The sequence below is a fragment of the Humidesulfovibrio mexicanus genome, from assembly GCF_900188225.1.
Lineage (GTDB): Bacteria > Desulfobacterota > Desulfovibrionia > Desulfovibrionales > Desulfovibrionaceae > Humidesulfovibrio > Humidesulfovibrio mexicanus.
In genome coordinates this window covers 244,310-261,570 of the sequence record NZ_FZOC01000002.1, presented here as the reverse complement: position 1 = coordinate 261,570, position 17,261 = coordinate 244,310, and the positions used below count along the sequence as shown (strand labels likewise).

Annotated in this window: 18 protein-coding genes; 5 read left to right on the top strand and 13 right to left on the bottom strand. The window is 65.5% G+C overall.

Annotated features, from left to right (window positions below):
• Positions 1–19: 19 nt before the first annotated feature.
• The 11 genes from CHB73_RS04980 to rfbC all read right to left on the bottom strand — a co-directional run bounded on the left by CHB73_RS04980 (position 20) and on the right by rfbC (position 10,388).
• Complete coding sequence (locus tag CHB73_RS04980) at positions 20–799, bottom strand: L,D-transpeptidase family protein (RefSeq protein WP_235641518.1); 780 nt, start codon at positions 797–799, stop codon at positions 20–22.
• Positions 800–801: 2 nt separating this feature from the next.
• Complete coding sequence (locus tag CHB73_RS04975; RefSeq protein ID WP_089272719.1) at positions 802–1,254, bottom strand: VOC family protein; 453 nt, start codon at positions 1,252–1,254, stop codon at positions 802–804.
• On the bottom strand, positions 1,239–1,907 hold the full coding sequence (locus CHB73_RS04970) for a precorrin-8X methylmutase (protein ID WP_089272717.1): 669 nt from the start codon (positions 1,905–1,907) through the stop codon (positions 1,239–1,241). The genes CHB73_RS04975 and CHB73_RS04970 overlap by 16 nt, the downstream gene beginning before the upstream one ends.
• Positions 1,904–2,659: a deoxyribose-phosphate aldolase gene (gene deoC / locus CHB73_RS04965; protein WP_327438369.1), complete on the bottom strand. Its 756-nt coding sequence runs from the start codon at positions 2,657–2,659 to the stop codon at positions 1,904–1,906. Before deoC ends, CHB73_RS04970 begins: the two co-directional genes overlap by 4 nt.
• Positions 2,660–2,669: 10 nt before the next feature.
• Complete coding sequence (locus tag CHB73_RS04960; RefSeq protein ID WP_089272713.1) at positions 2,670–3,407, bottom strand: MliC family protein; 738 nt, start codon at positions 3,405–3,407, stop codon at positions 2,670–2,672.
• A gap of 156 nt (positions 3,408–3,563) precedes the next feature.
• Positions 3,564–4,793, bottom strand: coding sequence for a menaquinone reductase integral membrane subunit QrcD (qrcD, locus tag CHB73_RS04955; protein ID WP_089272711.1), 1,230 nt, complete (start codon positions 4,791–4,793; stop codon positions 3,564–3,566).
• Between the two features lie 11 nt (positions 4,794–4,804).
• The gene (gene qrcC / locus CHB73_RS04950; protein WP_089272709.1) at positions 4,805–5,593 is read right to left on the bottom strand and encodes a menaquinone reductase iron-sulfur cluster-binding subunit QrcC; all 789 of its coding nucleotides are present in this window, start codon (positions 5,591–5,593) and stop codon (positions 4,805–4,807) included.
• 11 nt (positions 5,594–5,604) lie between these two features.
• The gene (gene qrcB, locus CHB73_RS04945; protein WP_089272707.1) at positions 5,605–7,671 is read right to left on the bottom strand and encodes a menaquinone reductase molybdopterin-binding-like subunit QrcB; all 2,067 of its coding nucleotides are present in this window, start codon (positions 7,669–7,671) and stop codon (positions 5,605–5,607) included.
• A gap of 16 nt (positions 7,672–7,687) precedes the next feature.
• Positions 7,688–8,236 (bottom strand): menaquinone reductase multiheme cytochrome c subunit QrcA, encoded by a 549-nt coding sequence (gene qrcA / locus CHB73_RS04940; protein ID WP_089272705.1) that lies wholly within the window; start codon positions 8,234–8,236, stop codon positions 7,688–7,690.
• Between the two features lie 104 nt (positions 8,237–8,340).
• The gene (locus tag CHB73_RS04935) at positions 8,341–9,789 is read right to left on the bottom strand and encodes a mannose-1-phosphate guanylyltransferase/mannose-6-phosphate isomerase (protein WP_089272703.1); all 1,449 of its coding nucleotides are present in this window, start codon (positions 9,787–9,789) and stop codon (positions 8,341–8,343) included.
• 14 nt (positions 9,790–9,803) lie between these two features.
• Positions 9,804–10,388 carry a dTDP-4-dehydrorhamnose 3,5-epimerase gene (rfbC, locus tag CHB73_RS04930; RefSeq protein ID WP_089272701.1) on the bottom strand — a complete coding sequence of 195 codons (585 nt, stop codon included), beginning with the start codon at positions 10,386–10,388 and terminating at the stop codon, positions 9,804–9,806.
• Between the two features lie 207 nt (positions 10,389–10,595).
• Here rfbC and CHB73_RS04925 point away from each other — a divergent pair, with 207 nt between their 5' ends.
• Together CHB73_RS04925 and mazG are read left to right on the top strand one after the other, a co-directional pair.
• The gene (locus tag CHB73_RS04925; RefSeq protein ID WP_089272699.1) at positions 10,596–11,180 is read left to right on the top strand and encodes a CvpA family protein; all 585 of its coding nucleotides are present in this window, start codon (positions 10,596–10,598) and stop codon (positions 11,178–11,180) included.
• A 52-nt stretch (positions 11,181–11,232) separates the two neighbouring features.
• The gene (gene mazG / locus CHB73_RS04920; RefSeq protein WP_089272697.1) at positions 11,233–12,027 is read left to right on the top strand and encodes a nucleoside triphosphate pyrophosphohydrolase; all 795 of its coding nucleotides are present in this window, start codon (positions 11,233–11,235) and stop codon (positions 12,025–12,027) included.
• Here the strand turns inward: mazG and CHB73_RS04915 are convergent.
• Together CHB73_RS04915 and CHB73_RS04910 are read right to left on the bottom strand one after the other, a co-directional pair.
• Positions 12,024–12,320, bottom strand: coding sequence for a late competence development ComFB family protein (locus CHB73_RS04915; RefSeq protein ID WP_089272695.1), 297 nt, complete (start codon positions 12,318–12,320; stop codon positions 12,024–12,026). The two genes, mazG and CHB73_RS04915, sit on opposite strands and share 4 nt — an antisense overlap.
• A gap of 188 nt (positions 12,321–12,508) precedes the next feature.
• A complete protein-coding gene (locus CHB73_RS04910; protein WP_089272693.1) occupies positions 12,509–13,471 on the bottom strand; it encodes a septal ring lytic transglycosylase RlpA family protein in 963 nt (320 codons plus the stop codon).
• A gap of 315 nt (positions 13,472–13,786) precedes the next feature.
• Between CHB73_RS04910 and CHB73_RS04905 the strand changes: the two genes are divergently transcribed.
• The 3 genes from CHB73_RS04905 (at position 13,787) to CHB73_RS04895 (ending at position 17,115) form a co-directional block, all read left to right on the top strand.
• Positions 13,787–14,056, top strand: coding sequence for an RNA recognition motif domain-containing protein (locus tag CHB73_RS04905; protein WP_089272691.1), 270 nt, complete (start codon positions 13,787–13,789; stop codon positions 14,054–14,056).
• 220 nt (positions 14,057–14,276) lie between these two features.
• Positions 14,277–16,124, top strand: coding sequence for a translational GTPase TypA (gene typA / locus CHB73_RS04900; RefSeq protein ID WP_089272689.1), 1,848 nt, complete (start codon positions 14,277–14,279; stop codon positions 16,122–16,124).
• Positions 16,125–16,149: 25 nt separating this feature from the next.
• Positions 16,150–17,115: a 4Fe-4S binding protein gene (locus CHB73_RS04895; protein ID WP_218819343.1), complete on the top strand. Its 966-nt coding sequence runs from the start codon at positions 16,150–16,152 to the stop codon at positions 17,113–17,115.
• Positions 17,116–17,261 lie beyond the last annotated feature (146 nt).

Here is a 17,261-nt window from a genome sequence, read left to right as displayed (position 1 = left end):
GCCGCCCCCTGCCGCGTCGTCAAGGCAGAAGCGGCAACCGCCAGGCGCTGCGCAGACGATCGTAATCGGCGCGCGGCAACTGCGCCAGAAGCGGCCCCTTGTCCGCATCCAGCCAGCGCAGCACGGTCAGCATATCTGCCGCGTCCATGTTGGTGCAGCCGGAGGACGCCACGCCCTGCCCAAGCCAGATGTGCAGGAAGATGCAAGAGCCGGCGCCGGGCGTTACGGGGTCGCTGTTGTGCCGCACAAACACTCCCAGACGGTACTGGCCGTCCGCGCGCAGCATGTCCTCTGCGCTTTTCCACGCCTTCGGCCCGCCATCTGCGCGCGCAAAGGTGTTGTACAAGGGCGAGGCGGCGTCATCCACGCAATACAGCCGCTCGTCGGCGCGCAACACCGGAACCCGCGCCTCCTTGACCTCTTCCGGCTCCTGGGCGAAGCCCTGCCCCAGCGCGAACAGGCCCACCGGCGCGCGGCCATCGCCCTCGCGCTTCACCGGCCCAGCTCCCAGCGCCAGGCCATGCAGCCCGCGCCCCCAGCCCAGGCCGTTGCGTCCCAAGTTCACAGCCACTGGCGCGCCAACCCGCCGCCAGTCCTCGTCCGGCCCGGAACGCTCCAAGCGCTGCAGATGGGCCTGGGTGCTGCTCCAGTCCTCGGCCACCACCAGCAACAGCTGGCGCGAGCCGTTGGTCAAGTCCTCGCCGCCCAGACAAGCTGGCCGGGGGGCGCAGCCTGCCGCGCCAAGACACAGGGCAAGGGCCAACACGCCCGCGCACATGAAAAGAGTCGTCGAACGCATGGTCAGCTCCTTGCCGGGGGCGGCAGCACCAGCCCGCCCTGCTCGTTGAGGGTGAAGAAATCCGCGTGGGCCAGCTCCCAAAGATGTCCTTCGGGATCTTGGAAGTATCCGGAATACCCGCCCCAGAACACTTCCTGCGGCCGCTTCACCATGCGCGCCCCTGCGGCCACGGCCCGGGCCATAAGCCCGTCCACCTCCTGGCGACTGGCGCAATTGCACGCCAGGGTCACCCCGTCGAAGCGGCCCGGTTCGCCCAGGCTCGCCTGCGGCAGTTGCGCGTCCTCCAGCAGGCCTGTGCGCGGGTACAGGGCCAGCACAGCCGCCCCGCATTGATAGAAACGGATAGCGCCCTGGCTGATTGCCGAGGGCTCAAGTCCGAGCCCCTGCTCATAAAACGCGGCCGCGCGGTCCAGGTCATCCACGCCCAGGGTCACGATGGTCATCCCAAAGCGCATGATCCCTCCTTGCGCTGCTGTAAAACAATATCCGCCAGGGCGTTGACCGCGCTCGCGGCCAGGGCCGAGCCGCCCTTGCGCCCCGCCACGGTGATGAAGGGCACGCGGCTCTGACGCAGGAGCAAGTCCTTTGATTCCGCAGCGTTGACAAAGCCAACGGGCATTCCGACGATAAGGGCCGGTGTGGCGCGTCCGGCCTCCACATGCTCAAGCAGCCGCAGCAGCGCAGTGGGCGCGTTGCCGATGACGTAGATTTCCGGCCGGATGTCCGACACGGCGAAGTCAATAGCGGCGCGGGCGCGCGTGCTGCCCGCAGCCTGGGAAAGCGCGAGCACGTCCGGATCGCGCATGAGGCAGCGCACCGTGCAGCCGAGCAAATCCGTACGCCGCGCCGGAATCCCCGCCCGGGCCATTTCCGTATCCGTGAAGATGCCGCACCCGCGCGATAGCGCGGCCAGGCCCGCCTCCACCGCGTCTGGGTGAAAGCGTGCGAGGTCCAGCATCTCAAAATCCGCGGTGGTGTGGATCATGCGGCGCACCACAAGCCACTGCGCGCCCGCAAAGGGCCAGGGCTCCGGGACCTCCGACTCGATGATGCGCATGGACTCCGCCTCGATGTCCTCTCCGCGCCTGATGTCGCGCACTCCGCTCATGCGTTCTCCCTTCTTGCAGCTCCCTGCTCCAGAATGGCCACCCCGGAGGATGTGCCGATGCGATCGGCTCCGGCCCGCGCCATGCGCAGCACATCGTCCAGCGTGCGGACGCCTCCGCTCGCCTTGACGCCGAATCCCAGCCCCACAGCACGGCGCAACAGCCGCACATCGTCCTCCGTGGCCCCGGAGCGGGAAAAACCCGTGCTCGTCTTGACGAAGGCAGCACCCGCGTCCACAGCAAGGCGGCAGGCCAGCGCCTTTTCTTCGTCGGTCAGCAGACACGTTTCAAGGATGACCTTCACCGGCCGCCCGGAGCAGGCGCGAACCACCTGGGCGATGTCGCGCAGCGCGGCGTTTGCGTCACCGCCTTTGAGCGCCCCGATGTTCAGCACCATGTCCACCTCGACCGCGCCCTGCTCCACCGCCAACCCGGCTTCCCGCGCCTTTGTCTCGGTCTGCCCGGCCCCCAGGGGAAACCCCGCCACGGTGATGGGCAACGGCCCGCGTCCGTCAAGCACGGCGACGGCCCTTGGCAGATGCCAGGGGTTCACGCACACGGCCTTGAAGCCGTGGGCCACCGCCTGGACGCACAGCATCTCCACCTGGGCGGGCGTGGCGTCCGGCGCAAGCAGCGTGTGGTCGATAAGCGCCGCGATGTCCAACTGGTTCACATCGTGCATGAAGCTCCTGCGTTCCTTGCCTCTGGTTGGTATGACCACGTAACTGCGCGAGGTCAACAGCCTGTGGCGCATGCCTGGGGCATCAGGGCGTGGCCACCCGCCACCCGATGGCTTCCAACGCACCGGGCGGCAGGCCGAGGGATTGCGCCGCTTCGGTCCCGAGCCGGGGCTGCCCCTGGCCCAAGAACCAGGCCACGCCCTGCCAATGCCCCTCGGCTTCACGCCGCAGCAGCAGCCACAGCGCATCGTCCAGCTGCACAAACGCTCCACGCTGCGCTGCGTCGTGGGGAGCAGCCGCACACAAGACCGAGGCCAGGCCGCCCTGCACCATGACGGCGTCGGGCTCATGGACGCACAGGGCGTCGCGTGCCCCCCCGCCCGGTTCCGACTCCAGGCTGCAGCGGAAGCGACCCAAAGGGAAGCGGTGGGCAAAGGACGTGTCCTCACGCGCCAGGGCTTCCAAAAACCTGGACGCCGCCACGCGGACCGGGCGCTCCCGCTCCAGCAGAGCGGCCTCGCGGCCCTGGAATATGAGCTTGCCATCGCGTTCGACGCGGACATCGCCGTGGTGTTCCCAGAAGGTTGCGCGGCCATCGCTGTACCGCGCCCCGGATGCGGACAGGGCGAGCGGCAGCGTCAGGCGGGCGCCATCGGGCAGGGTCACGCGTACGCGCTTGCCGGGGATGTCGAAGCGTGCACGGAGCTGGCGGCCGTCCGGCGCTTCAAAACGCGCATCGGCTGTCTGGCCGCAAAATGCGGGGCCCGCCACAAATAGCGCAGACAGCAGCGTCAAGGCGAAAGCGGGGATAATCCTGTTCATGCCGTCTCCGTGGGGTAGCCGCCACGTTTCTTCATTGTCGCAAACACCGCGGGAGTCAACAGCAGACAGCCCCAAACGCCGAACGCTCCGTGCGCCCCCCTAAAAAAAGAGCCCGGTCTTGCGGCCGGGCTCCAAGGGAAGGCTTGAAGGCAAAACCTACTTGTTCAGCATACGCTCCTGGGGGAACACCGGCAGGTAGCGGTAGGACAGGCTCATGACCAGGAAGCCGTAAGCCACGATCATGCCGCTGGTGGCCCACTCCGCCCAGTTGGGCGCGTAGGTCTGCCAGGCGTCAAAAGGCATCACCGGGATGGCAATGGCCTGCACCGTGAACAGGTAGCGGTTCAGGGTCACGCCGATGCAGTCCAGGATGGCCGCGGTGTACAGCATGGTCGGGTTGTTGCGGATGCTCGGAGTGATGAGCATGATGGCGGGCACAACGCCGCAGAGGATGATCTCGGTGAACATCAGCCACTTGCCGTAGATGACCCCGTAGAACATCTGGTCGAAGGTCATGCCGACGCTCGGCAGGTAGTTGTTGGCCCAGGCCCAGGTGTCCAGAATCTTGAAGAAGATGTAGACAGTGAGCATGGTGCCAGCGATCTTGCCCATGAGGGCCTTGGTCTTGAAGTCCACCAGCTTGCGACCGGTGAGCTTCTCCATGAAGGTGCACACCAGCACGGTGAACACGGGGCCGCAGCCCACGGCGGAGAGCACGAACAGGAAGAAGGTCCACGGCCAGATGAAGAAGCCTTCGCGGAAGGCATAGGGACGGCCAATGAGCACGCCGTACATGCCGCCCAGGGAGCCCTGGTGGAAGGTGGACAGGAACGCGCCGATTCCGGCGAACAGGGCCATGTTCACGTGCATGTTGTGCGCGAGGTGGTGCAGGAAGGGGATCTTGTTCAGCTGCTTCTGCTCAAGAATCAGTGGCACGTACTCGATGATGAGCACCAGGCAGTAGCAGGTGATGCAGAAGATGACTTCAGTGAGCATGGAGTGGACATTGGGGTGCCAGTAGCCGAACCACGCGCGGATGGGCTGGCCGATGTCCATGGTGAGCACCAGCATGGCGCCAGAATAGCAGATGAACCCGACGATGACCGTCAGGTTGATGATGTTCTTGAGCTGGTCGATTTTCAGGATATACTTGAGGAACCCCGTGAAGAACGCGCCAGCGCCGAGGGCGATGACGGCCAGGTCGAAGGTGATCCACAAACCGAATCCGAAGTAGTTGTCCAGGCCGGTGACCACGATGCCCTTGTAGAAGATGAGCAGCATGGCGTACAGGCCGAAGAGGAAGAAAGCCGTGATGAATCCCATCCACAGCGCGAACTTGCCGAAGGAGCAGCGCTCCACGCCATCGGGAAAGAGTGCTCTATCCATTGTTGCGCCCCCTAGGAATGCTTCTTTTCAGCCCCGGCCTTGCCGGTGGCGGCGTAATTGTCGCCCAGTTTGCGCACCCACTCGCGCTTGGTCATGTAGTACACCTGCGGCTCAAGGCCGAGCTTCTCAAGCAGGCGGAAGGCGTGCTCGCTTTTCACCAGCTCGTGGACCTTGTGCTCCGGGTTCTTGATGTCGCCGAAGGTGATGGCTCCGGTGGGGCACACCTCGACGCAGGCGGGCATGTAGGCGCCATCGGGCAGGGATTCGGGATTGCCGCCCTCCTGCCTGGCCTTGTCCTTGGCCTTCATGAGGCGGGTATGGCAGAAGTTGCATTTCTCAACCACGCCGCGCGGACGGGCGGAGGTGTTGGGCGAAAGCGCCTTTTCCATGCCCTTCGGGAAAACGGGGTCTTCCCAGTTGAAGTAGCGGGCATGGTAGGGGCACGCGGCCATGCAGTACCGGCAGCCGATGCAGCGAGGGTAGATCTGGCTGACGATGCCGCCCTCCTCGTTCTTGTCCGTGGCCACGACCGGGCACACGGGCACGCAGGCGGGATTGCCGCACTGCATACAGGGCCGGGGCAGGTAGGCGATTTCGGCCTCGGGCGCTGGCTTCTTGTTGGACAGCTCGTACACCAGCATCCAGCTCAAGGTGCGCAGCTTGTTCGACGCGTCAACCAGGGGGGCGATGTTGTTCTCAACCTGGCAGGCGGTCATGCACGCGCCGCAGCCCGTGCACTTGTCCAGGTCAATGACCATTCCCCACTTGATGTTGAATTCTTTTGCTCCGTGTCCAGACATGTCGGTTCCCCCTAGACCTTGGCGACGGTGACGGTGGACCCGGCCCACACTTTCATGCCAGTGCCGGGCTCGTCGCTCACCGTGAGTATCTTATAGACGTTTTCGCCCTTGCCCTTGGTGAATTCGTCCCAAGCGCTGTGGCCAAAGCCGAGCAGGATGGCGGCCGTATCCGCGGCCACGCCCTCGTTCACGTGCACACGGGCCTTCACCTCGCCGCTTCCGGCTGTAAGCTTCACCTGGTTGCCGTCGGCGACTCCCAGCTTCTTGGCGGTGGCGGCGTTGATCTGCACGAAGAAGTCCTTGCCCTTGAGCTCCGTGTCGCGCACAACCAGCAGGTTGGCGGGAGGGGTGGCCAAGCTGGCGGTGCCGTAGGCAAGCCGGGTCACCGGGGCCAGGGCGACGGTCTTGTCAGCCAGCGGTGCGGCCGCGGCCTTGGCCAGCGCCGCAGCGCCCAGGCTGAGCCCGCCGCCTTTGGCTTCGCCGGTCCAGATGCCGCCGGCCGCCAGGGCGTCGTAATCGGCTCCAAGGGCGCTCGCCTTGGCCTTGATCACATCGGCGTAGGTCTCGAACCCAAGCGACAGGCCGAGCTTGCCACTTGCGGCGAGCAGCACATCGACAGGGTCCTTGCAGTCGTGCACGGGCTTGGCCACCACGGGCTTGCCGGCCAGGTAGGTGGCCTTGGCCACGCCGTAGGGGTTGAGCGCGTCGTCATGGCGCTCGAAGGGATGCGGAGCGGGCAGGATGAGATCGGCCAGGGCAGCCGTTTCATCCATGTAGGTGCTGAAGCTCACCTTGAAGGCGATGTTGCCCAGGGCCTTGGCCATTTCCGCGGCCTGGGGCAGGGCGTAGGCCGGATTGGCCTCGTACACGATGAGCGCCGCCGGGGTGGCCTTGCCGGTGGCGACACCGGACAGGAAGCTTGCGGCGTCCTTTGCGGCGTCGCGGTCGGCCGCTGCGGCGATGGCCTTGGGGCCATTGCCCAGCAGGGTCATGCCGCCCTGCTGGCCCACGCGGCCAAGCAGCACGTTGAGCGATGCGGCGGCAACAAAGTCCAGCGCGCCGCCGCCCTGGCCGAAGGAAGCGCCGCCGATGACCAGCGGGGCCTTGGCGGCCTTGATTTTTGCGGCCAGATCCTTGAGGGCCTCGGCCTTGAGGCCGGTGGCGGCTTCAAAGGAGGCGGCGGCCTTGGCGGCAAGGGCCTTGTAGTCGGCGAAGTCGGGCGCGGCGCACACGGCGCCGGACTCGATAAGGGCGTTTGCCAGGGCCAGGCAGAAGGTTGCCGTGGCGGTGGGCGGAACGGCAAGCCACTTGTCGCACACGCTGGCGGTGTTGTTCAACACCGGACCGGCGTAGACGAAATGGGCCGTGGCTTCCCCGACAGAGGGACGCGCAGCGGCGAAGGCCTTCTGGTTGGCCACGGTGGCGCCCCAGGAATTCAGGGCGTCCGCGCCGACCATCAGCACCAGGTCGGAGCCTGCGATGTCGAAGCCGGGCTGGCCCGCGCCGCCCATAAGCTTCACACCCTGGCAGGCGGTGAACATTTCTCCGGGCATGACGGTGAAGACGCCCCCGCCCATGCCGACAAGCATGGCGCTCAACACCTCGTTCGCCGTGCCGGTCTCGTCGCCGCTGATGACGGCGACCTTGCCGTCCTGGTCCTTGAGGGCGGTCAGCTTTTCAACCAGAAGGGCCTCGGCGTCCTCCCACTTGATGGCCTCGTACTTGCCCTCGCCGACCTTTTTCATGGGCGCCTGGACACGCGCCGGGCTGTACATGAGTTGCGCGCCGCTTGCACAGATAGGGCATACGCCGCCCTTGCTGTGGGCGTTATCTTTGTTGCCGGTAACCCCGAAAGGCTGTCCGCCGACGGTCTTGACCTTTACGGCGCAACCGGCGGGGCACAGCTTGCTCAAAGCGGGAACGGCCTTTTCCTCGCCTTTCGGCACTCGGGGGATCCACCCCCAGTTCTGGGACCATATGGACGCATCGTCCAGGCTCTGCCAGATGGCAGGCGTGAACAAGCTTCCCGCAACGCCCCCCACGACGAATGTGATGAATCCTCTGCGATCCAAACCCATCTTACGCACCCCTCTTTTACTTGTGGCAGACGTGACAGGCGTTGCTGACGCCGTTCTCGGCATGGCAGCGCTCGCACTGCCACATCTTCATGGTCTGCTTGCTGTACCCGGACAGCCTGTTTTGGTAGTAGACCGGCGGAGTGTCATTCTTGCCCATGTCGGGGTGGCAGGAGGTACACTCGAAAGACTCGTGCGCCTTGTGGCTGAAAATCACGTTGTCGGGCTGGTACTGGTAAATGAGCCAGGGCACTTCCTTGCCCGTCTTGGCATACTGCTCCACGTACTTCGCCTCGTCCGGGTCGCTGCCCACCACGTCCGCGTGGCACTCCATGCACTTCTCGTTGGTGGGAATGCCCGCGTACGAGCCGTCCTCACGGAAGCTGTGGCAGCTCGCGCAGTCCATGCCCTGCTCCTGGTGCACCTTGTGGCTGAAGCGGATGGGCTGCGTCTTCTTGCTGTAGATCAAGTCAGGAAACAGAACCCAGCCCGCGATCACTGCGGCCACGAAGCCGACCACGAAGGGCAACGCCCCCCCACACCCCTTGCACTGTTTCTTTTCCTCCATAACCTCGCCCCATCGCTCCTGTAGTTTCTGGTCAAACTTCGCCACGGAAAACTGCGTTTTCATAAAGGATGCACGTCTTGCGTGTCAAGGGCTTAGGAAAAAATTCACGAGTCCTTCCGTTTCACCCGCCCATACACATCGTCAAAGCGTACGATATCATCCTCTTCCAAATACGGTCCACTCTGGATCTCGATGATCTCCAGCGCCACCTTGCCCGGATTCGCCAGGCGGTGCGTGGTGGCCTTGGCGATGTCCACGGCCTGATTCTCCACGAGGAGCCGTTCCTCCCCGCCGATCTCCACCAGCGCCGTGCCAGAGACCACGACCCAGTGCTCGCTCCTGTGGTGGTGCATCTGCAGCGACAGGCGCGCCCCGGGCAACACCTCTATGCGCTTGATTTTATAATGCGGACCTTCCTCCAGCACGGAGTAGCTGCCCCAGGGCCGCTTCACGGTCATGTGGCTCTCCACCAGCTGGCTGCCCTGGCTTTTCAGCAGGGCCACGACCTCCTTCACGCGCTGCACGTCGGTGAGCGGGCAGGTGAGCGTGGCGTCGCGGGTCTGGATCATGATCATGTTGGCGAGGCCGACCGCCGCGAGCTTGCCCCCCTTGGAGATGAGCAGGCAGTCGCGGCAGTCCAGGGCCAGCACATCGCCCTGGATTACGTTGCCGTTTTCGTCCTTCTTGCCCAGGCGGTAAATTGCCTCCCAATTGCCCAGGTCGTCCCACTCGAAGCGGGCCTCCACCACGGCGATGTTGTCGATCTTCTCGGCAATGCCGTAGTCCACGGAAAGATTGGGCAGCCCGCCGTAGCCTTGCGAAAGCGGCAGTTGCTCCCTGTTCGTCCACCAGGGCCAGAATTCCGGTGCGTGCCGCGCCACTGCGTCCAAAAAGTCACAAGGCCGGAACACGAACACGCCGCTGTTCCAGTAGTGGCGGCCGCTTTTCAGGAACTCAAGCGCTTTTTCCAACCGGGGTTTTTCGATGAAGCGCTCCACGGACCACGCCCTGTCTCCCAGGCTCTCGCCCCGGGCAATGTAGCCGTAGCCGGTCTCCGGCTTGCGCGGCACAACGCCGAAGGTGACGAAACGCCCCTGCGCGGCGAGCTCCATGGCCCGGTCCAGGGAATCGCGGAATCCTTGCAGGTCTTCCAGTAAATGATCGGAGGGAAACACCGCCACAGCAGCCTTGGAGTCCTCGCCGCCCGTGGCCGCCAGCACCCGGTCCAGGCCAAGAAGCACGGCGGGCAGCGTGTTGCGGGCAAGGGGCTCGGCCAGCACGCGGGAGTCGAGCGCGGGATCCAGCCGCTTGAGCTGGCTGCGCACCTCGAACATGTGCTCCTCGTTGGTGACCACCCAGATGTTCTGCGGCGCAAAAGCCGTGAGCACGCGGCGCACGGTCTGCTGCAACAGGGTTTCCTCGCCGCTTAAGGCCAGCAGTTGCTTGGGGAACAGGTTGCGCGAAAGCGGCCACAGCCGCGTGCCCGAACCGCCGGCAAGGATGATGGCGTGCTTGGCGGGCTCGGCCGTGCGGGACGTGCGGGACTTGGGCATGGAACCTCCGGGTTTCAGCCGCGGGGAGAACCTTCCGGAGCGGCCGGATCAAAGACGAAGGGCGAGGTGAAGGCCTTGAATGCGGGCAGGGCGCGGTCCTTTGCGGAGAGCACGGGCGCGGCCACGGGCCAGGCCACGGCCAGGTCCGGGTCGTTCCAGATGATGCCGGAATCCGCCTGCGGAGCATAGGCGGCGTCCACCTTGTACAGGAACTCGACCTCCGGGGAGAGGGTGAGATAGCCGTGGGCGAAGCCGCGCGGCACAAACAGGCGCAACATGTTCTCCCCGGAAAGCTCCACCGCGAAGTGGCGGGCGTACGTGGGCGAACCGCGCCGCAGGTCCACCACCACGTCCAGCACACGGCCGCGCGTCACCCACACCAGCTTGGCCTGGTCAAAGGGCGGCAGCTGAAAATGCAGGCCGCGCAGCACGCCCGCGCCTGCGGAATACGCATGGTTGTCCTGCACAAAGCGCGTGCGGACGCCGATGGCCTCAAAGGCGGCGGCGCTGTAGGACTCCAGAAAAAAACCGCGCTCGTCGCGGAACACCTTGGGCTCAAGCAAATGGAGCCCAGCGATACCGGTTTCGATCAGCCGCATGGTCAAAACGCCCCCGAAAGCAGCCGGGCGGAAGCAAGGCCGCCCGCGCACCGAATGTGATAGCCCCGTGTCCTACCTGATATTTCGAACCAGCACAACAGCGCCCCCCGCATCCTGCCGCAACGCTTCCCTTTCCGGCGCGGGTCTGCTAGGTGTCGCCCCAGCGGGCGGCGCGCGCGCCCCAGGAGCACACGCGAGGCGAAGCCAATGAACTCCCTGGACATCATCATCATCGCCATCATCGGGCTTGTGGCCTTCCGGGGCTACCACCGCGGCCTCATCAAAGAGGCCGTGTCCCTGACGTCCGTGTTCATCGGGCTCTTCGTCGCCTCGCACCTGCACGGCGTCTTCGTGCCGCACCTCAAGGTCTACATCGCCAACCAGGGCACCGTGCTGGCCTTGAGCTACCTCATCACCTTCATCGGCACCCTGGTGGGCCTGTGGTTTCTTGTGCGCTTCCTGCAGGACGTGCTCAAGGTGGCCATGCTCACCGTGGTGGACAAGGCCGCCGGGGCCGCCTTCGGCGCGGTGGAGGGACTGCTCCTGGGCCTTGTGCTGCTGCTGCTGCTCAAGGCCGTGCTGCCCGGCACCAGCGTGGTGCGGCAATCGGTGTTCGCCCAGAAGACCGACCCGGCCCTTGTGCTTTTGGCCAACTTCACGCCGGAGCCCATCCGCGAGACCTTGGAGGAGGGCGGCTTCGCCCTGCCCAAGCCGGCCCCGCCGCCCATTCCCTCGCGCAAACCCATCTTGCGCGATCAGAAAAAGAACGCCAAGGACAAGCACACCATTTAGCCCCGCCGCCGCCCCGCGAACACCGGGCGCGCGCGCGTCAAGGAGACAGGCCGTGAACCCGGACTGCGCAAGCATCGCCACGATCCAGAACGTCATCGACCGCCTGCTGGGCGAAGGGGGCTGCCCCTGGGATCGCAAGCAGACCCCGCTCAGCCTCTGCGACTACGTGGTCGAGGAGGCTTTCGAGCTGGTGTCGGCCATCCGATCCGGCGACGCCGTGGAATCGTGCGAGGAACTGGGCGACGTGCTGTTCCTGCTCCTGTTCATCGCCACCTTGGAGGACCGCGCGGGCCGCTACACCCTTTCCGACGTGGCGGAGACAAACGCCGCCAAGATGATCCGCAGGCATCCCCACGTCTACGGCGACACGGTGGTCGCCAACCAGGAAGAGCTGCTGCGCAACTGGGAGCGCATCAAGCGCGGCGAAAAGAAGGACGCTGACGCCCCCGCGGGCGTCTTCGGTTCCCTGCCGGAGGGGCTGCCGCCGCTCTTGAAAGCCTACCGCATCCACTCCAAGGCGGCGCGCACGGGATTCACCTGGGAGGACGACCAGGCGGCGCGCGCGCAGTTCGAGGCCGAACTGGCCGAGTTCGACGCGGCCTGCGCCGAGGGCGACGCCGAACGCATGGAAGAGGAGTACGGCGACGCGCTGTTTACCCTGGTGGAGCTTGGCCGCAGAAAAGGGATCAAGGCCAACGCGGCCCTGGACCGCGCCAACCTGAAATTTTTGGCGCGCTTCCGGCGCATGGAGGAGCTGGCCCGCGGGCGCGGGCAGGAGTTCCCGGATCTTTCCCCGGCGGAGATGAACCGCCTGTGGGACGAGGTGAAGGCCGAAGGCCGGGGCTAGCCCGCGTTCTTCTCCGTGGGCGACAGCTCCACCTTGCCGATGGCTTGGCGCAGTTCGCGCAGGATCTCCTCGTCGCTCACCGGCTCGCGGATGACGATGGAGCCGCTCTGCTTGTAGCGCGGCGGCAGGTTGTTCAGGGTCAGGGCGTAGATGTCCTGGATGTCCAGGTAGCTTGGCTTGTAGTCCAGAAATTCGGCCAGGGCCATGGGCATGAGCCGGGCCACCCGTTCCTCGTTGCGGTTGCGGATGCCGCCAAGGGGCACGCCGTTCACCTCAAGGGCCTTCTGGGACATGCCGCGCACCTCCGTTCGAAAGGGTGAGGCGGATCGAACCGCCCCGCAACGCAGGGGTTCCCGCCCATAGCTGCGCATACCTCAAGCGACGCGTCCGCGCAAGACACACAACAGCGCACCAGCCGGGGGCAACGGGACGTCGGCCGCACTGGCCGACGCCCCTCCACGTCCGCAGGGCCGAGGGAACACTAGGCCCCGGAGCTGATGAAGCTGGCCGGGAACTCGCCCTGGACCGCGCGCAACACCTCTTCGGCCTGTTCGCGCGCCTCGAAGCTGCCCGCCTGCACCACGGAGAGCTCGCGGCCGCCGCGCACCGCGCGCACCACGTTGGCCTGCCGGAATCCGGACTGCACAAGGCGGTCCTTCACCTTGCGGGCGTTCTCGTCCTGGGAGAACGCGCCCACCTGCACGCTGTAGCGGCCGCCGTCGGCCGAGGCCAGGGCGGGCTGCGCCTTTGCCGCGGCCACCGCCGGGGCCTCGTTGCGGCGCGGCCGTTGCTGCGCGGCGGGGGAATCGGAAAGATCCTTCTCCACCACGCTGGGCTTCCTGCGCACTGCCGTCTCGGCCGAGGCCAGGGCCACAGGCTGGCCGTTGGCGCGCGCCAGCACCGGGTTTTCCTCAACGCCCTCCACGCGCACGCGGGCCAGGCCGTTGTCGGCCATGCCCAGCAGCCTGGCCGAGGCGTAGGAGAGGTCGATGATGCGGCCGTCCACAAAGGGGCCACGATCATTGACCACCAACTCAAGCTCGCGGCCGTTCTCCAGGTTGGTCACGCGGACCTTGGTGCCCAGCGGCAGGGTCTTGTGCGCGGCGGAGATGCTGAACATGTCATACACTTCGCCGGTGGCGGTCTTCTTGCCGTGGAAGTCTATGCCATACCAGGAGGCAAAGCCTTCCTCCCGGAAGCCCAGGCCCGACTGCACCGGCCAATAGGTCTTCCCCATGACCGAATAAGGCTTGATCTTCGGGTCCGTCTCCCCTGCCCTGGCGCGGTAGGCCACCTGCGGGGCCGCCTTGTCCGCCTGCTGCGGACGGACGGATTGGCGCGGGGCCTCGGAATACACCCGCTGCGCGCCTCCCATGGGCATACCGGCGCAACCGGCGAGCGCCAAAAGCAATGCCGCCACAATGCAAACTCTCAAATACTCCATGCTAGCCTCCGTGCGGACGTGGTTTCACGTCTCCCCTCCCAGGGCTCCCGTCCAGGCCCGGCTCTCCTTGGCCGTGCGGCGCCATGCGCGCTCAGGACAGGCACGCGAACCGCCCCGTGCCCTATCGGGCGGGACGATCCATGCAGAAGCATCGTGCGGAAAAAGCTATGCAAAGAGCGAACCACAATTATCGCTTGACATCCCGGAAGATGCGGCTCAAAGCTGAACCTCAATTGTCGCCCAGGGGTGGAGGCTCGTGTCCCATCCGACGAAGCGATGCAAACTTTTAGAATTATTTCAGGAGCTTAGACTTTTATGCCCAAGTCCATCTACGTCGGCAACATTCCCTTCAGCACCTCCGAGGACGACCTCCACAGCCTCTTCAGCCAGTACGGCGAGGTCATCTCCGTGAAGTTCATCATGGACCGCGAAACCGGCCGTTTCCGCGGCTTCGGCTTCGTTGAGATGGACGACGCCGCCGCCAAGCAGGCCATCGACGCCCTGAACGGCAAGGAAATCAGCGGACGCGCCCTGCGCATCAACGAGGCCCAGGAGCGTCAGCCCCGTCCCCGCCGCGACTACTAGACGCCAGAAGAGCGCCGGCATAGTCGCATCCCGGCACCATCCGCCCCGTCCCGCCCCTGCGGGACGGGGTTTTTCAATTCACTGGACCGACCGCACGCCAACGCCAAAAAGCGAGCGCCAAAAAAACGTCACCAGGCCGATGCCAAACGGACATGCTTCGGCCCTCCGCGTCCTGTACGCTTGTCACACCACGCAACGCCCCCCAAAGGAATTTCCCCGCATGAAGAACACCGCACGCAACGAAAACCTGCGCAACATCGCCATCATCGCCCACGTCGACCACGGCAAGACCACCCTTGTGGACGGTCTGTTCCGCCAGAGCGGCGTGTTCCGAGAAAACCAGCAGGTCAGCGAGCGCGTCATGGACAACATGGACCTGGAGCGCGAGCGCGGCATCACCATCGCCGCCAAGAACTGCTCGGTCCGCTGGCAGGGCGTCAAGATCAACATCATCGACACCCCCGGCCACGCCGACTTCGGCGGCGAAGTGGAACGCAGCCTCGCCATGGCCGACGGGGCCATTCTTCTGGTGGACGCCAGCGAAGGCCCGCTGCCGCAAACCCGCTTCGTCCTGAAAAAGGCCCTGGACAACGGCCTGCCCATCATCGTCATCGTCAACAAGATCGACCGCGGCGACGCCCGGCCCGAGGAAGTGCTGAACGAGGTGTACGACCTGTTCATCGACCTCGGCGCCGACGAGCACCAGTTGGAGTTCCCCGTGCTCTACGCCATCGGCCGCGAGGGCATCGCCCAGACCAGCCTGGAAGGGCGCGGCGAGAACCTGCACCCCGTGTTCGAGGCCATCCTCAAGAACATCCCCGGCCCGGCCTACGACACCACCGCCCCCTTCCAGATGATCGTCTGCGACCTGGGCTACTCCGACTACCTGGGCAGGCTGGCCATCGGCAAAATCATCAACGGCGCGGTCAAGTCCTCGGACCAGCTCGTGTGCATTGGTGAAGACGGCGCGCCCAAGGCCCTCAAGGTGACCAAGCTGCAGGTTTACGACGGCGTGCAGCTGGCCAGCGTGGACGACGCACAGGCCGGTGACATCGCCGTGCTCGCGGGCATCGACGACGTGCACATCGGCGACACGATCTGCACAAAGGATTTCCCCCAGGCGCTGCCCCGCATCACCGTGGACGAGCCCACCGTGTCCATGCGCTTCGGCATCAACACCTCGCCGCTGGCCGGGCGCGAGGGCAAGCTCGTGCAGAGCAACAAGATCCGCGAACGCCTGCTGCGCGAAGCCCTGCAGAACGTGGCCATCCGCATCGAGGAGGCCGAGGACCGCGACTCCTTCATCGTCAAGGGACGCGGCGAATTCCAGATGGCCATCATCATCGAGACCATGCGCCGCGAGGGCTTCGAGCTCACCGTGGGACGACCCGAGGTCATCTACAAGAAGGACGCCGCGGGCAAGATCTCCGAGCCCATCGAGCGCGTGTACGTGGACTGCGACGAAACCTTCATGGGCATCGTCACCGAGAAGCTCTCCATCCGCAAGGGCCGCATGGTCAACCTGGTGAACAACGGCAAGGGCCGCGTGCGCATCGAGTTCAGCGTGCCCTCGCGCGGCCTCATCGGCTACCGCGACGAGTTCTTGACCGACACCAAGGGCACCGGCATCATGAACTCCTACCTTGAGGGCTACGGCGAGTATCGGGGCGACTTCCCCACCCGCTTCACCGGATCCATCGTCTGCGACCGCGGCGGCAACGCCGTCACCTACGCCCTCTACAATCTGGAGCCGCGCGGCATCCTGTTCACCGTGCCCGGCGATCCCGTGTACGAAGGCATGATCGTGGGCGAACACAGCCGCGAAAACGACATCGACGTGAACCCCACCAAGGAAAAGAAGCTCACCAACATGCGCGCCTCCGGCAAGGACGAGGCCTGCACCCTGACCCCGGTGAAGCCCATGACCTTGGAACGCGCCATCCACTTCATCCGCGAGGACGAACTGGTGGAGATCACGCCCCTGTCCATCCGCCTGCGCAAGGCAATGCTTTCCGCCCAAAAGCGCCACACCATGCGCGGCACACTGAAGGCCGAAAGCGACAAATAGCGCCATAGGCGCAAGGAAAACCGCCGTGAACCCGCTGCGCCTGCTGCTCAAAGAGCCCGACCGCCGCTTCCTCGAGGAAGCCGACGCCCAGGGCCTGGGCCTGGCCAAGAGGCTCCACGGCTACCTCTACCTGCGCTGGCCTTACACTTACATACGCCTCCTCTCCGGCGAGCACCCCCTGGTCACCTTCCTGGCCAGGGGGAGCCGCTGGCTGGACCGGCTCTTCCCCGCCCGCGTGGAACGCCGACGCAAGGCCCGCAAGACCGCGCGGACCAAAATCGGCATCCGCTTCGCCGACACCTACCACGGCAAGGTCATGCCCACGGCCGAGGCCACCAGGCTCGTCACCATCGGCCGCGAGGTCTCCGTCACCGAGCCGGAAACCGTCATTCCCTACGCCTTGGCCCGCGATATCGTGCTCAAGAACCCGGACCATATCGTAGTTTTCGACTGCCCCTGCCGAGCCATGCGCGAGAACCCCTGCCTGCCCATGGACGTATGCCTCGTGGTGGGCGAGCCCTTCGCCTCCATGGTCCTGGCCCACCACAAAACGCGCCACGCCCGCCGCGTCACCCCGGACGAGGCCGTGGACATCCTCAAGGCCGAGAACGCCCGCGGCCATGTGCACCACGCCTTCTTCAAGGATGTCGTCCTCGGACGCTTCTACGCCATCTGCAACTGCTGCTCCTGCTGCTGTGCCGCCATGGCCGCGCAACGCAACGGCGTGGGTATGCTCGCGCCCTCAGGCTACCTCGTCCATGTGGATGCGGATGCCTGCGTGGGCTGCGGCAACTGCGTGCAATACTGCCAGTTCGGCGCGCTCAAGGCCCGCGACCGCACCCTGCAAATCAAGACCGCCCGCTGCATGGGCTGCGGCGCCTGCGTCAACAAATGCCCCAAGGGCGCGCTTTCCCTCATCCCCGACGCCACCCGCACACTGCCCCTGCTCGTGGATGAACTGCTGAACGGCTGCACGACGCGGAAAAGCTGACCTCAACCCGGCCTCTTCTGCGCCGGGCAGTCTGCCAGTGTACACCTCCGGCGGCCAAGGGGCCTGTCCGGCCCCTTGGAACCCCGAATAAGGGAATACTGCAGCGTCGCCCTTTCCCGTTCACGCGGGTCCAGGGGCGCGAAGCC